General features: G+C 42.4%; 13 protein-coding genes. 9 read left to right on the forward strand and 4 right to left on the reverse strand.

Annotated elements, in window-relative coordinates; genetic code table 11:
- The first annotated feature begins 8 nt into the window (after positions 1 to 8).
- From FZC41_RS08185 to leuD, 4 genes are all read left to right on the forward strand, one after another.
- On the forward strand, positions 9 to 1,217 hold the full coding sequence (locus FZC41_RS08185) for an aspartate kinase (protein WP_148566916.1): 1,209 nt from the start codon (positions 9 to 11) through the stop codon (positions 1,215 to 1,217).
- 160 nt (positions 1,218 to 1,377) lie between these two features.
- On the forward strand, positions 1,378 to 3,045 hold the full coding sequence (locus FZC41_RS17275) for a C39 family peptidase (protein WP_170253913.1): 1,668 nt from the start codon (positions 1,378 to 1,380) through the stop codon (positions 3,043 to 3,045).
- Positions 3,046 to 3,510: 465 nt separating this feature from the next.
- On the forward strand, positions 3,511 to 4,797 hold the full coding sequence (locus tag FZC41_RS08195; protein ID WP_148566917.1) for a 3-isopropylmalate dehydratase large subunit: 1,287 nt from the start codon (positions 3,511 to 3,513) through the stop codon (positions 4,795 to 4,797).
- A gap of 14 nt (positions 4,798 to 4,811) precedes the next feature.
- Complete coding sequence (gene leuD, locus FZC41_RS08200) at positions 4,812 to 5,333, forward strand: 3-isopropylmalate dehydratase small subunit (protein ID WP_148566918.1); 522 nt, start codon at positions 4,812 to 4,814, stop codon at positions 5,331 to 5,333.
- A gap of 227 nt (positions 5,334 to 5,560) precedes the next feature.
- Here leuD and FZC41_RS08205 read toward each other — a convergent pair whose 3' ends face one another.
- Together FZC41_RS08205 and FZC41_RS08210 are read right to left on the reverse strand one after the other, a co-directional pair.
- Positions 5,561 to 6,124, reverse strand: coding sequence for a PadR family transcriptional regulator (locus tag FZC41_RS08205; protein ID WP_148566919.1), 564 nt, complete (start codon positions 6,122 to 6,124; stop codon positions 5,561 to 5,563).
- A 175-nt stretch (positions 6,125 to 6,299) separates the two neighbouring features.
- Entirely contained in the window at positions 6,300 to 6,848 is a 549-nt protein-coding gene (locus FZC41_RS08210; RefSeq protein WP_148566920.1) for a PadR family transcriptional regulator, read from the reverse strand.
- A 346-nt stretch (positions 6,849 to 7,194) separates the two neighbouring features.
- Between FZC41_RS08210 and FZC41_RS08215 the strand changes: the two genes are divergently transcribed.
- From FZC41_RS08215 to carE, 5 genes are all read left to right on the forward strand, one after another.
- Positions 7,195 to 8,769, forward strand: coding sequence for an acyl CoA:acetate/3-ketoacid CoA transferase (locus tag FZC41_RS08215; RefSeq protein ID WP_148566921.1), 1,575 nt, complete (start codon positions 7,195 to 7,197; stop codon positions 8,767 to 8,769).
- 29 nt (positions 8,770 to 8,798) lie between these two features.
- Positions 8,799 to 10,367: an AMP-binding protein gene (locus tag FZC41_RS08220; protein WP_170253914.1), complete on the forward strand. Its 1,569-nt coding sequence runs from the start codon at positions 8,799 to 8,801 to the stop codon at positions 10,365 to 10,367.
- A 165-nt stretch (positions 10,368 to 10,532) separates the two neighbouring features.
- Positions 10,533 to 11,672, forward strand: coding sequence for a caffeyl-CoA reductase-Etf complex subunit CarC (gene carC / locus FZC41_RS08225; protein WP_148566923.1), 1,140 nt, complete (start codon positions 10,533 to 10,535; stop codon positions 11,670 to 11,672).
- Positions 11,673 to 11,697: 25 nt separating this feature from the next.
- Complete coding sequence (carD, locus tag FZC41_RS08230) at positions 11,698 to 12,486, forward strand: caffeyl-CoA reductase-Etf complex subunit CarD (protein WP_148566924.1); 789 nt, start codon at positions 11,698 to 11,700, stop codon at positions 12,484 to 12,486.
- A 15-nt stretch (positions 12,487 to 12,501) separates the two neighbouring features.
- The gene (gene carE, locus FZC41_RS08235) at positions 12,502 to 13,683 is read left to right on the forward strand and encodes a caffeyl-CoA reductase-Etf complex subunit CarE (RefSeq protein WP_148566925.1); all 1,182 of its coding nucleotides are present in this window, start codon (positions 12,502 to 12,504) and stop codon (positions 13,681 to 13,683) included.
- A 220-nt stretch (positions 13,684 to 13,903) separates the two neighbouring features.
- Here the strand turns inward: carE and FZC41_RS08240 are convergent, their stop codons facing one another.
- Both FZC41_RS08240 and FZC41_RS08245 read right to left on the reverse strand, forming a co-directional pair.
- Positions 13,904 to 15,511, reverse strand: coding sequence for an MDR family MFS transporter (locus FZC41_RS08240; protein ID WP_148566926.1), 1,608 nt, complete (start codon positions 15,509 to 15,511; stop codon positions 13,904 to 13,906).
- A gap of 75 nt (positions 15,512 to 15,586) precedes the next feature.
- Entirely contained in the window at positions 15,587 to 16,123 is a 537-nt protein-coding gene (locus tag FZC41_RS08245) for a PadR family transcriptional regulator (protein WP_148566927.1), read from the reverse strand.
- Between the last annotated feature and the right edge of the window lie 95 nt (positions 16,124 to 16,218).

A 16,218-nucleotide genomic window follows, 5' to 3' on the forward strand; every position in this document is an offset into this window, starting at 1 on the left:
TGAGGTAAATGCAAGATTTAATTGTACAAAAATATGGCGGCTCGAGCGTCGCCAATGTAGAGAGAATAAAAAGAGTTGCCGGTCGAATTATTGAGACCAAGGAAAAAGGGAAAAAGGTTGTGGTTGTTGTTTCAGCCATGGGTGATACAACGGATGAGCTCATTGATTTGGCAATGAAACTCAATGCAAATCCACCCAGTCGGGAAATGGATATGCTTCTTGCAACCGGGGAACAGGTATCAATTTCATTATTAGCGATCGCGATACAAGCTAAAGGACATGATGTGGTGAGTTTAACCGGGGCACAGTGTGGTATTATTACCTCAAGCGTTCATAAAAAGGCCCGGATCAATGATATTCAGACCTATCGGATTGAAAAAGAGTTGGCAGCGGGAAAAATTGTTATTGTCGCAGGGTTTCAAGGGGTTGATGAAAACAGAGACATCACGACGCTTGGTCGAGGCGGCTCGGATACATCGGCAGTGGCTTTAGCAGCATCGTTAAAAGCAGAGTTATGCGAAATATATACAGATGTTGACGGGGTTTACACAGCGGATCCCCGAGTCGTTGAAGAAGCATCAAAAATAGATGAAATTTCTTATCAAGAGGTTTTAGAAATGGCAAGTACCGGGGCCAAAGTCTTACATCCCCGATCAGTAGAAATGGCTGAAAAGTTCAAGGTGCCGCTGGTGGTGCGATCAAGTTATAATTACAACGAAGGAACGATTATTAAGGAGGAAGTTAAAATGGAAAAAGTATTAGTTCGAGGGATATCCCTGGATGAAAATATTGCAAAAATATCAATTTTTGAAGTGCCGGATCAACCGGGGATTGCATTTCGATTATTTAGTGCATTGGCAAAATCCAATATTCATGTGGATATGATTGTCCAAAATGTTAACCGAACAGCCGTTAATGATATCTCATTTACCATTGATGTCGATGAGCTTCAGGAAGCGGTATCAGTGGCCCAAAAGTTTGCGTTTGAAGTTAATGCTCAAAAGGTAGAGTATGATCAGGGGGTGGCAAAACTTTCCGTCATCGGTACGGGAATTGTTGCCAATGCTGAAATTGCCTCTAAATTCTTTGAGGCGCTGTTTGAATTGGGCATCAATATTCAAACCATCAGCACCTCTGAGATTAAGATCTCGTGCTTGATTGATAAAGAACGCGGGAAAGAAGCCATGGTGCATATTCATAAAAAGTTTGACATGTAGCTTTTTAAAAGCCTTGAAACCGTTGATATCAAATGGTTCCAAGGCTTTTTTTGTTTCTGGTTTCACGCATGAAAATTGCAAGCATTATAATTACTTGAGCCAAAATATAGATAGAGCTATAATAACCTTAAGGGAAAACTAAACTTGGAGAGAAGAAAAAATGAAAAGTTACTTAAAACGAGGATCGGGATTACTGTTTGCTTTATTAATGATCGTTGGATTAGTTCCGAACAGTGTTTCGGCGGCAACAAGTCCCAGCGTATCCTATCAGACACACATTGAAAACATCGGTTGGGAAGTCGATGCGGGTATTGGGTTAAAAAGCAATGGAGAAACGAGTGGAACGTCCGGTAGAAGTCTGCGCTTAGAAGGTATTAAGATCAATCTGGATAACCAGGGCTATGATCTTGGGGTATCTTATCAGACGCATATCCAGAATATTGGCTGGGAAGCTGATACCGAAAGAGGCTGGAAAAGCAACGGCGATATGAGTGGCACATATGGTCAAGCTTTACGTCTGGAAGCCATCCAGATTAAATTAACCGGATCCGATGCTGACAAATTCGATATCTATTATCAAGTTCACGCCCAGAATATGGGTTGGCTGGGCTGGGCAAAAGACGGTGAAAGTGCCGGAACGGCTGGGTACAGTTATCGTCTGGAAGCCATTAGAATTCAAATTGTACCAAAAGGTCAAGGTGCTCCAACGGAAACAACTGCCATTCCTTTCCATGAAAAAAAGTTAATTGATGGAAATTTATTAATTAACTCATCTTCAAATGATTTTAATGAAAATGCTTTTTCCCTAGAAGATGTTGAAATTTCCAATAATAGTGGAGATGGAGGAATCGTACTTAAATCCGGTACCCAAAGTGGTGTTTATACGTCAAATCCATTTAAGACCAATCCATTTACTAAATTAGTTCTTTCCTGGAGTAGTGATACCCCCGAGGGAACCGCAATTCAGGTTGAAGCAAGGGTATCTAAAAATTCATGGGATTCAAATGGACAATTAACAGAAAATTGGTCGAATTGGCTGACTTGGGGAACTTGGGGAACAACAATACGAAGGGCGTCTGGTACTGGTATCACAGATGATTCGGTGGCTAAAGTTGATGTTGATACCTTAGTTGTAAGTGGTGGAGAAACGGCCAGTGAAATTCAATATCGTGTTATATTAAATTCGAATACATCTGGCGTAACACCGATCGTTCATTTAATATCAGGAGCACTAAGAAATACAATCCCTGGGCAGGGGATTAATAAGGTGTTTACAGATAATCCGGATTTATCAAATCTCAAGGTCCTTGATGTACCGCAATTGTCTCAGATGGTCAGGGATCCTTCAATCGCTGATTCCATCTGCAGTCCAACTAGTGTTGCCATGATATTGAATTATTATGGAACACAAGTACAACCTGAAGAAGTCGCCTGGGGGGCGTATGATTATAGTTATGAAGACTTTGGCAACTGGCCATTCAATACCGCCTATGCTTCAAGTTTTGGCTATCAAGCTTATGTTGATTATTCAACGATAGACGGTTTAAAGAGAGAAATTGCTGCAGGACATCCGGTTGCAGTTGCCGTGGCCTATAAAAATAGCGATTATGCTGATGGCGATTTGCCTGTTATAGACGGTGCCCCAATCACATCAACATACGGTCATTTGATTGTTGTATGTGGTTTTACAAACGAAAATGGAACGGACTATATCATAATCAATGATCCGGCGGCTTCGAGTAATGCCGGAGTCAGAGTGAAGTATCGGCTTGATCAATTTGCTGCGGCCTGGGCAGAGTCTGGAAATATAGCTTATATTATCCATTAACAGAAAGAATCATGAAATTTTATTGAAAGGAAACTTTTAGAGCGGGTAGGAGCTAATTAGATTAGTACCTACCTTCTTTTAGTGATTAAAAAACAAGTTTTAACTGTTCTTGTTTTCGATCAAAATTTCACCGCCAGAAAGGGTATTGGCAAAAGCCATGTGTTCTCTAGCTTTCAGATTTGACTGCTCGTTCAAGATGTTTCCCAATCAGGAAAAGCTCGCAGCTCTAAATGCCTACGGGGATGATGTGCAGACCGAAGGCAGATCCTCATTAAGCGCAAAGGACAACCGCAATGGTTGTTCTTTTTAAATACAATAAATAATTTAGGACATTAATTGATATATATACTCGTTTTATGTCATAATAGTATGGATGATTCATATTGAAAATGAATGACAATACAATTTAAAGCCAGAAAAAATGAAGAAATTGTCAATTTAGATAATTAAGAAGAGGAGAAAAAAATGGGAAAAACAATTGCTGAAAAAATATTTGATGCGCATCGCGTAGACGAGCCATTTCCTGATACACATGTGTTAAAACTGGACCGGGTATTCTGTCATGAAATCACCACCCCAATCGCCATCACAGATCTGATGGCACGGGGACTGGACCGGGTTTTCGACCCCACCAAAATCAAGGCCGTGATCGATCATGTGACACCGGCTAAGGACTCAAAAACCGCTGAGCAGGGAAAAATCCTCAGGGACTGGGCAAGACGACACGACATCAAAGACTTTTTTGATATTGGTAAAAACGGTGTCTGTCATGCCATCTTTCCAGAAAAAGGATTTGTCAGACCGGGATTCACCATCATCATGGGAGACTCCCATACCTGTACCCATGGTGCCTTCGGTGCCTTTGCGGCCGGGATTGGAACGACGGACCTGGAAGTGGGGATTCTCAAAGGCGTCTGTGCTTTCCATTTTCCTAAAACCATCAAGATTGTTCTAACCGGTGAATTAAAACCCGGGGTGTACGCCAAAGATCTAATTTTGTTTATCATTAAGGAGTTGACGGTCAACGGCGCCACCAATATGGTCATTGAGTTTACCGGACCAGTGGTGGATGCCATGTCCATGGAATCCCGAATGACCCTTTGCAACATGGCCATTGAAGCTGGCGGAACCTCTGGCATCTGCTACCCGGATATGACAACAGTAGACTACCTGTGGAAATTCATCAAGGATGAGTTTGCCACCAAAGAGGATGCCCTGAAAGAGTATTCGAAATGGGTATCCGATGACGATGCCGACTATGAACGGATTTGTGAATACGATGTTTCAAAATTGGAACCGATGGTGACGGTTGGTTACAAACCCGATCAGGTTAAGACCGTTAGCGAAATGGCAGGGACAAAGGTTGACCAGATTTATATCGGCAGCTGCACCAACGGACGGATTGAAGATTTGCGAATCGCTGCCAGTATCTTAAAGGGCAAGACCATCAGTGACGCGGTTCGCGCCATTGTGAGTCCGGCAACACCGGCTATTTATTCCATGGCCTTGAAGGAAGGTTTGATTGAAATTTTTCAGGATGCCGGTTTCTGTGTGACCAATCCGACCTGCGGTGCCTGTCTGGGCATGAGCAACGGTGTCCTTGCAAAAGGGGAAGTGTGCGCATCTACCACCAACCGTAATTTCAACGGCCGCATGGGTAAAGGCGGCATGGTTCATCTGATGAGTCCGGCAACGGCTGCGGCGACGGCCATTGCCGGAACCATCACAAATTCCGATTTATATCAAGCATAGGAGGCGGCGTAAAAATGAAAACATTTAGTGGAAAAGTATTATTTTTAGACAGAAGCGATATCAATACTGATGAAATCATTCCGGCAAAATATCTGACGGAAATTACCAAAGCGGCATTAAAACCTAATTTGCTCGAGGATCTGGTTCTGACCGGTTTCAATAAGGAAGATATCCAGGATAAAGCAGTCATTGTTACCCGGGAAAACTTTGGTTGCGGTTCATCAAGAGAACATGCCCCCTGGGCACTGGAAGTCAATGGCATCAATGTCGTCATTGCCGAAAGTTTCGCCCGGATTTTCAGACAGAATATGTACAACTGCGGCATGTTTGCCATTGAGCTGCCCAAAGAAACCATCGCGTCTCTTTTTGAAAAATATGCCGGGAAAGAGGTATCCATGGAAATCGATGTGGATGGCAATAAGATAATCATCAATGCGGATGGCAAATCTGAAACCATTAACTTCGAAGTCGGAGCGTTTGATCAAACGCTGGTTAAAGAAGGCGGCTGGGTCGGCTACGCAGATAGGAATTACTAAAGCATTCGATAGGCAGCAATAAAATCCCTCAAGCCATTGTAATCAAAGGCTTGAGGGATTTTTTGCTTTTAACCGTTATTGTTTTTTGTGAAACAGCGATGAATAATAATTTATGGCGCCAGGTGTTCATATTGCCAGGCTCTCCAGGATATATAAAATCATTGACAAGGCAGATAAATTAAAAGAGGAGATGGCAGGAAAGATCAATCGCAGTTATCTTAATTGGACTATAGAGAGGATAAATTGCGATCTTGATTTTTACAGTAAGCTATAAAATTTTCCAACCATTGGATGGTTGCTTCTTCACGTGAAATTGCACCAGATAAAACAAGATAATCACCAAATTCTTCGCTTTCAAGAGGCGGAATATCATCATAACGTTCTTTATTTTTGTTCAGGTGGGCAAGTCTGTCCCGATGTTGAATCAATTGACGATCAAGAAGGTATAATCGGGTGGCACCATCCAGATTATTTGAAAAATACATCCTCAAGCGAAAGATATCTTTGGGGGTTGGTTCCATTGGTTCGTCTTTTTTTAACCAGTTTAGAAAGGCTTCTTTTCCCTTTTCTGTAATCGAGTATCGTTTTTTTTCTAATATTTCGCCACTGATTTCGATTTGGTAAACAATCAGTTCTTCGTCAAGGAGCTTTTTTAATTCCGGATAGATTTGACTGTGTTTAGCAGTCCAAAATTCAGCTAAATCTTTATTGTTAAATTCTTTTCCGATGTCATAACCAGTCATCGGTTTTTTGTTGAGCAATCCTAAAATTGCATATTTTAAAGTACGCATGATGTTCACTTTCCTTATCCATTGGTTGATTATACCTGTTGATTATAGCATAGTTATTTGGAATCAACAATGAAGCAGAATTTTGTAAAAACATAGAAAAAATGGCGCTCTGCTAATAAAAAAAACTGCTTTGCAAGTTTTTTTGCAAGTCAGTTTTTTTTATTTGATCAGTTTGTTAATTCTGATGACTAACGGCATCAAGGCATACTTTTAACCAGGCTATATAAGAATCTTCCCGCATAATAGCACCCAATAAGACGGCATAATCCCCAAATTCTTTTGACCCGTATTGGGGGATGCTATCATAAGATTTTGTCATGGAGCTTTCCAGATAGCCTTTTTTAAAATTATGTTTACCCAGTTGACTGTGTAAATGTTGCTCATAATCAGATGCTGATATAAAATCGCTGAAGAAAGTCCGCAATCTAAATACATCTTTAGGGGTTACGCCTAAAGGTTCGTCACGTAATAGCCACTCAACAAATTCAGCATGTCCCTCAGTTGTAATGGTATATAATTTTTTCTCCATTTTCTCACCTTGAATAATGAGTTCAACGGTGATGAGATTTTCATCAAATAAGCGTTTTAATTCCGGGTAAACCTGGCTGTGCTTAGCATGCCAGAAATTTGCCATGATTCGCTTTTCAAATTCTTTGGAAATATCATATCCTGTTATGGGTCCTCGATCAATTAAGCCGAGCAATGCGTATTTTAATGTTCTCATAGATATTCCCCTTTCAAAATCATTTTGTTAGCAGATTGCACAATTAGATATTTTAGCATAAGTAAATCAGGATAGATAGAGTTTTATGACTCCTTTAGGGTAAATTACTTTATAGTTTAAGAATAATCTTTACGGTGATCACGCGTGAATCTTTACTGCTAAAAAAATATTATACTTGAAATCGATGACACAATCAATAAAAATATGTATTTCTTAAAATGTTTAATATAACATGTAACTATTGACATGTTTAATAAATTGTGATAAATTAATAACATGAAAACGCAAGCAATTTACTAAAAACTTTCAATGAACTAGGTAATATTTTATCAAGGAGGACAATTTTATGGCTAAATTTATTTCGGCGGCAGAAGCAGCTAAGTTAATTCCAGACGGAGCAACAGTAGGTGTGGCTGGAATGGGACTTTCAGGCTGGCCAGAAGAAGTAGCAGTTGCGATTGCTGATAACTTTAAAGAAACCGGCCATCCCTGTAAACTCACAATGAAACAGGGAAGTGCAATGGGTGACTGGCGAGAAAGAGGGATGACCAGACTGGGACTTGAAGGACTGGTTACAAAATGGTCGGCTGCACATATTGGTTCGGCTTTTGCAATGAATGATCTGGTACGGGCCAATAAAATGGCTTGCCATTGTTTACCACAAGGTGTAATCGTTAATCTTTGGCGGGAAATTGCCGCTAAAAGACCTGGTTTGATCACAAAAGTGGGATTGGGTACTTTCGTGGATCCGCGTTTAGAAGGCGGAAAAATGAATAAGGTCACCACTGAGGATCTGGTTGAACTCGTCGAGTTCAAGGGTGAAGAATACCTGTTCTATAAATCCTTCAAGTTGGACGTTGCGATGTTACGTGGAACCACCGCAGATGAAAACGGCAACATTACCTTTGAAAATGAAGGCCCTATCAATGAAGGTCTGGCAGTTGCCCAGGCGGCTAAGAACAGCGGCGGGATTGTCATCGTTCAAGTGGAATATCAGGCAGTGAAAAACACCTTAAAACCGAAAGATGTAAAAATACCGGGAGCACTGGTTGACTATGTCGTTGTTGCAACGGATAAGAATGCCTGCTGGCAGACCGAAGGTGTTTACTATGAACCTGCTTTTGCCGGTAATCTGAGAAAACCACTGAGTGCTATTCCAATCCTGCCACTGACTGAAAGAAAAGTCATGGCCAGACGCGCTGCGATGGAACTGGCGAAAGGGGATTTGGTTAACCTTGGGGTTGGTATTCCTTCCGATGTTGCCAGTATTGTCTCAGAAGGCGGTTATATCGAAGAAATTACGATGACAACAGAAATCGGTGGTTTTGGTGGAATCCCGGCAAGTCTTCCGAATTTTGGGAGTTCATACAATGCCGAAGCCAATATTGATCATGGATCCATGTTTGATTTATATGACGGCGGTGGCATCAATATTGCAATTCTTGGTTTGGCTCAAGCCGATGAAGCGGGAAATATCAATGTCAGCAAATTTACAATCCCTGGCGTGGGCGACCGATTAACGGGCCCTGGTGGTTTTATCAATATCACTCAAAGCACCCACAAGGTTGTCTTTGCAGGATCTTTCAACGCAAAATGTGAAGTGGAAGTAAGCGATGGGAAACTGGTTATTAAAAAAGAAGGTAAAGGAAAAAAATTCCTGAAAGCAGTTGAACAAATCACTTTCAGTGGAAAATACGCAGCCGAAAACGGACAGGAAATCCTTTATGTGACAGAACGTTGTGTGTTTAAACTGATTGACGGAAAAATGACCATCATTGAAGTGGCACCTGGGATTGACCTGGAAAAAGATATCCTCAATCAGATGGATTTCAAACCAGCGATTTCTGCAGACTTGAAAGAAATGGATCCGGGTCTATTTTCTGAAAAATGGGATGGACTTGACACAATAATGGGCAAGTAATCGGGGCCTGGATTTAGGGAGTGATGGATGTGGAACTAATAAGGCATACAATCAATTCTTTTTTAAAGGAAAGAGTTAAAAAAACACCAGAAAAAATTGCCATTGTCTTTGAGGATGATGCTTACACCTGGATGGAGCTGGATCAGCTTTCGGATGGCATTGCCCTGTCACTGCTTAAATCCGGGGTGGAAAAAGGGACCCATGTCGGAATCTGGAGTCTGAACAGTCCGCTGTTTATGCTTTATACTCTGGCACTGGCGAAAATCGGGGCGGTTATGGTTTTGATCAATACCCGGTGTCATCAGTCAGAACTGGAAGATCTTTTAGTCTATGCCGATGTGGCAGCCTTATGTTATGGCGAAGATACAAATACCCTTAAATTCTCAGCATTGATTGAACAGCTTGACCGCAAAAGACTCGCTTTGCTGAAGCGAACAATTGCCATGGGAAAGAATAAAAAGGACATTCCCGAGCAATATCAAATGAAGATGGATGACAACGCTGATCTGGAACGGCTCGGCAACGCCAAGAAAAAGGTCATGCCAGAAGATGTGCTGGGGATCTTATTCACGTCCGGAACAACATCCGCTGCCAAAGGCGTCATGCTTAGTCATTTTGCCACCATTAACATTGCCATCGAAACGGCAACCCAACTGCATTGGAACGAAACCGACAAAAGTTGTCTGGGAATTCCATTATTTCACTGCTTTGGGCTTTCGTCGGGTTTTATGGCCGGTATTTATGCCGGCATCGAGATCCACTTACTGGAGAGTTATAAAACCATTCGGGTTTTAAAATGTGTGGAGCAGAACCAATGCACAATTTTAAATGGGGTCCCAACCATGTTCATGGCAATGATTAAACATCCCCGATTCGTAACCTACAAGCTCGATTCACTAAACAGCGGCATTATTGCCGGGTCTTATGTGAATGCCAATGACTATCTGACCATTTGTGAGAAATTGGGAATGAGAAAACTGCAGATGTCCTACGGTCAGACCGAGGCTTCGCCGAGTATCACCTTTTCGGATTATGAAGACACGATTCTTGATAAAAGCAGATCGGTGGGCAAAGTGATTCCTCATGTTGAGCTAAAAATACTGGCCGATAATCAAAATGAAATCTGCATTAAAGGGTACAACACCATGCTGGGCTATTATAAACTGGCAGCAGAAACGCAACAGGCCATCGACGCTGAGGGCTGGCTTCATACCGGCGACCTGGGATACCTGGATGCGGATGGAAATCTCTGTATCACCGGAAGATTAAAAGAAATGATCGTCCGCGGCGGCGAAAATATCTCCCCCTATGAGATTGAAAACCACATCAAAAATTTTCCCTACGTTGCCGATGTCAAAGTCATCGGGATCGAAGCCGAAGTACTCCAGGAAGAAATTGCCGCCTGTATTGTCACCGATGGCCGAAAAAAAATAAGTGAGACGGAAATGCGGGAATTTTTAAGTCAGCACCTGGCGGCCTATAAGATCCCCAAATATTTTATCTTCTTAAAGAAGTTTCCCTTAAATGCCAGTGGAAAAATAGTTCTGATTGAACTGAAAAATCAGATCAAGATGATTATCGATAAAAATAAAAAATAGAATTTAAAAATAAGCTTCAATTGCTTAGCGTTCGGTTTCCACAAACGATTTCGTAACGTGTAGCCTGTACGACGTGCAGTGGAGAAATTGTTTCGTGCGAAACTGATCGCTAAGCTCACGATACACTATTATTTAACAAAAATTAGCTAAGCTAAGGAGGAAAAAATGTATTTCAGTGAACAAAACAAAATGATTCGAAAGTTGGCAAGAGATTTTGCGCTAAAAGAATTAACAACCGAAATATTGGATCAAGTGGAAGAATCAGGTGAATTTCCCCAGGAGATTCTTGATAAAATGGCGAAATTTGGTTTCTTTGGAATTAAGATTCCCAAGTCATTAGGCGGAGCCGGCGGGGATCACATGTCCTATGTCATTTGTATGGAAGAATTTGCCCGGGTTAGCGGGGTTGCCAGCGTTTATTTGTCAGCACCTAACTCACTGGCCGGTGGTCCATTACTGCTTTCCGGAACCGATGAACAAATCGAAAAATACCTGAAACCCATTATCACCGGCAAGAAAAAACTGGCCTTTGCCTTAACTGAACCGGGAGCTGGTTCAGATGCCGGGGGGATGTCAACCTCCGCTGTGGATATGGGCGATTATTACCTTTTAAACGGACGTAAAACCTTTATTACCATGGCACCCTTATGCGATGATGCCGTTATCTATGCCAAAACAGATATGTCAAAAGGCACCCGCGGCATTTCAGCATTTATTGTCGACTTAAAATCCGAAGGGGTTTCGTTGGGGAAAAACGAGCACAAGATGGGTCTGATTGGTTGTGCTACATCAGATATTATCATGGAAGATGTGAAAGTACCCAAGGAAAATCGTTTGGGAGAAGTCAACAAAGGCTTTAGTAATGCCATGAAAACGCTGGACGTAGGTCGACTTGGCGTGGCATCACAATCCATCGGTGTGGCTCAGGGCGCTTTAGACGAAGCCATTAAATATGCCAAAGAAAGAAAACAATTCGGCAGACGAATTGCCGATTTCCAGGCCATCGCCTTTATGATTGCCGATATGGCCACTAAACTGGAAGCAGCCAAACTATTGGTTTACAATGCCGCCAGCTTAATGGACAATAAGCAGAATGCCTCAAAAGAAGCATCGATGGCTAAGTTCTACGCCGCCGAGATCTGTAACGAAATCTGTGGCAAAGCCGTTCAGATTCACGGCGGATATGGATTTATTAAAGACTATAAAGTTGAACGGATGTATCGTGACTGTCGCGTATTTACTATCTACGAAGGAACCTCTCAGGTTCAGCAGATGGTTATTTCCGGCATGCTGTTAAAGAAATAGAGACTAAGAAAGGAACTAAATATAGATGAGAATTCTAGTTTGTGCAAAACAAGTACCGGATACGAATGAGGTAAAAATCGATCCGAAAACAGGAACAATGATCCGTGAAGGCGTACCAAGTATTTTAAATCCCGATGATGCTAATGCTTTAGAAGCGGCGCTGGTAATTAAGGATGAAAACCCGGGAACTGAAGTCATTGTCATAACGATGGGACCACCTCAGGCTTCTGAAATGCTCAGAGAATGCCTGGCAATGGGTGCCGATGAAGCCTATTTATTAAGTGATCGCGCTTTCGGAGGCGCCGACACCTGGGCAACATCAGCAACCCTGGCAGCCGGGATCAAAAATGTCAAAAAAATTGACCTGATTCTGGCCGGCAGACAAGCCATCGATGGCGATACCGCTCAGGTTGGCTCACAGATTGCCCAACGGTTGAAAATGCCAGTGGTCACCTACGTCGAGGATATCAAAATCGAAGACAAAAAGGCCATTGTTCATCGTCAAATGGAAGACGGTTACGAAGTCATCGAAGTTCAGATGCCCTGTCTTTTGACCTGCGTGAAAGAACTGAATGAACCCCGATATATGAGTATCGGAGGAATTATGGATGCATACGAACAAACAATCACTACCTGGAATCATGAAGATATTGGGCTGTCACCAGAAGCCTGTGGTCTGAATGCCTCCCCAACTCAGGTATTCCGATCGTTCTCACCGCCAGCTAAGGGCGTCGGTGAAATGATCACCGGGAACACCGTGAACGAAATTGCCGGCACCCTGGTTTCGAAGCTTAAAGAAAAGCACATAATATAGAAAGGACAAATAAAAATGGCGATAAAAGTAATAGATGAAAAATGTATCGGATGTTCAAAATGTCAGAAAAGCTGTCCTTTTGATGCAATCACGATTGAAAATAAAATAGCGGTTATCGGCGATGCGTGTACCAATTGCGGAACCTGTATTGACGTTTGTCCCACCGATGCCATTCTCCAGGAAGGCACCGAAAAGATCATCCGGGACCTGAGTATGTATAAAGGCGTCTGGGTTTTTGCTGAACAACGCGAAGGAAAAATCATGCCGGTTGTTTTCGAACTGCTGGGCGAAGGTAAAAAACTGGCCAATGAAATCGGCACCGAACTGTGTGCGATTCTGTGTGGCAGCAATGTTGCCGGATTAACCGACGAACTGATTGCCTATGGCGCTGACAAGGTTTATTTGGCCGATGCTCCAGAACTGGAAAAATACACGACTGATGGTTATTCCAAAGTGATCAACGAAGCCATCGGAGTGTATAAACCGGAAATTGTTTTATATGGTGCCACCCATATCGGCCGGGATCTGGCTCCTTGTCTGGCAGTTAAAGTCAACACCGGTTTGACTGCTGACTGTACCAAACTGGAAATTGATCCTGACGATAAGAAAATCAGACAGACCCGACCAGCCTTTGGCGGAAACCTGATGGCCACCATTGTCTGCCCGGGTAGCCGTCCGCAGATGTCGACCGTCCGACCTGGCGTGATGGACAAAGCCGTCTATGATCCAACTAAAAAAGGCGAAGTCATTAAACTGAACGCTGTCTTTGCCGAAGGCGATATCCGCACTAAAGTGCTGGAGATTGTTAAAACAACCGCTGATATCATTTCCATTTCTGACGCTGATTTCATTGTCGCCGGCGGGATGGGTCTGGGCAAGCCTGAAGGGATGGAACTGCTGCAACAGCTGGCCGATAAATTGGGCGGTACTGTAGCCGCATCACGAGCCTGTGTCGATGCCGGATGGGCAGATCATAATATTCAGGTCGGTCAGACTGGAACCACTGTTAAACCGCAGATTTATTTTGCCTGTGGGATTTCCGGCGCCATCCAACATATTGCTGGGATGCAGGAATCTGACTTGATCATTGCGATTAACAAAAATGAAAATGCCCCTATTTTCGAAGTGGCCGATTATGGCATTGTCGGCGATCTTTACAAAGTGATTCCGGCCATCATCGATGAGTTAAATAAGTAACAGCTGAAAAAATAAAAATATCAGTACCGGGGGGCGCAGTACCCGCTCCGGCCTGAAAAAGTAAAAAAGTTTAAAGTGACGTAAACAGTCACTTTAAACTTTTTTTGATATGCTTAAATATGGGGTGATTTAAAAGTGGCGAAAATACGTTATAAATAATATGAACTCATGTACTGATGCTATTGAGAAAAAATGCTTGTTCTGGGAACCACGGTAAGCGCTACCTATTTGCTAAATCATCCATCATTTCAACAACTTTTACAGGTTCACTTTTAACTATTTTTTTACTTCTTATCATCGGAGCCTCACGGAGAAACAGAGAGCAAAAAAATCCGATAGCAGCGATGACGACGCAAAACAGAAAGACATCATGAATTGAGTTGGCAAGTACGGCTTTCGCCTGCAAATACAAATCATCAAAATAACTCAAGTATAACTCCGGCACCTGGGATCGGATGGTTGCCACCGTTTGGACATTCGTAATGATTTGGGTATTTTTAAGCATTCCTTGTATTTCCTGCGGTAAATACTGCATATTTAACCCAGAGAATCCATTACTTAGCGAATTGGTCATGATCACACCATAGACAGCTGAACTGATGGTGCTGCCGATGTTGCGAAAAAACATCACGGTTGATGTGACTGAACCAATCTGGTCTCTAGGAGCGGCGTTTTGCGCGTTAACATTGGTAATGGGCATACTCATACCGACACCAAACCCTAAAATCACCATAAAAAGGATGGCACTGGAGTAGGAAGTCCCGACTCTCATGGTGGAAAGGAGCAATGCCCCCACACCCATAATAACAAAAGCTGATGCCGATAATATTCTGGCTTTGCCGATTCTTGAAACCAACTGACCGGTGATATTGCTTGACAGGAGCAACCCGAGCATCATCGGTGTGATGACGGCGCCGGATGTTGTCGCTGACGAACCAATCACACCCTGAACAAAGTATGGTAGATAGATAACGGTTGAAAACATCAAAGCCTGGGAAAAGAATGCAATCAGAAATGATACGCAGATTGCACGATCTTTGAAAAAAGCAAGTGGGATCATGGGGTTGGATGATCGTTTTTCAAGAAAAACAAACAGTGCCATCATGATGGCTGAAAAAAGAAACATGCCAATACAAGGAACAGAAATCCATGCGAAATTGTTCCCGGCCATACTAAAAGCCAGCAGCATGGGCACTAGGGTTAAAACAAGTGCGGCGATCCCTTTGTAATCCACCGGCTTTTTTAGTTCAACGTTTTTGAAGGAAGGCATTGCGATTGCGACGATAACGATTGCCAGGATACCCAGAGGAAGGTTGATGAAAAAAATCCATCGCCAGCCGAGAGCGTCGGTGATAAAACCGCCGGCCAAAGGTCCGATAATGCTGGCCAGACCATACATGGATGTTACAATACCAGTATACTTACCGCGATCTGCCGGTTCGAACATATCAGCAACCACCGTGAATACGCTTGAAACAATGATCCCTCCGCCAATTCCCTGTAATCCTCTGAAGGCAATCAGCTGTATCATACTCTGGGATAATCCGCACAGCATGGAACCAGCGAGAAAAGTTACAATACCGATCATAAACATCAATTTGTGCCCGTAGATATCTGCAAGCCCCCCGCAAATCAGTATGGCGATAGTGGAACACAGCATGTAGGTGGTGAATGGCCATGAATAGAGCTGCATGCCACCTAGATTGTCGACAATATTTTTCATTGCGGTACTAACGACCGTCGAATCCAGTGCGGATAGCAGCAGACTTGCCATAATACCGGCAAGAATTAATGCCGTCCTTGATTTACTCATTTGTTTTTCCGTCATAAAAAATTCCTCCTAAATGGTTTATAATATAGTAGTATACTTTATACTAAGTGGGCAAAAAAAATAGCAGTTGGTTCAGCTATTTTTACTAGGATCATTATACCCTTTTTTAAAATCCTCTATCCAGTTACAAAAAACAGTATACATCTGAGAATAGAGAGTGATGACGGACGTACCATAAAATGACACACCGTCCATGCGTTCAAGTTGGTTTTCAACAGTGTTAAGCTTGAACGCAAGACGATCCTGCAACATCTCAATCATTTTCAAGCCGGTCTCATGATCCACACAATAAAGATTGGAAATAAAGGCACAGAAATCCACATAAATTGTCCCTGGATTTTCAGAGTACTGGTGCATCAGCTGCATAAAATAATTTCTGCCTTTCTCGTTGATTGTATAAATGGTTTTCTCGGGCATTTCACCTTCACGGATCGTTTCGCCATCAATGTATTCTGATTTATACAGCTTCACAAGATTTTTGTAAACAGACGGTGAACTGATTTTGATCCATTTATTAATATTGCGGTGTTCCATCTCTTTTTTCATCTCATAGGCGTTCATCGGTTTTTGTATCAAAACACCCAATAACATCAAATCGACAGTTGACATTTACTCACTTCCCAACTAGTATATTATATACTAATATAGCATACAGTAAATATATGCGGAAGTCAATGTTTAATAATGGCGAAATTATATAACAT

The organism is Acetobacterium paludosum (assembly GCF_008086595.1).
GTDB classification, from domain to species: Bacteria; Bacillota; Clostridia; order Eubacteriales; family Eubacteriaceae; genus Acetobacterium; species Acetobacterium paludosum.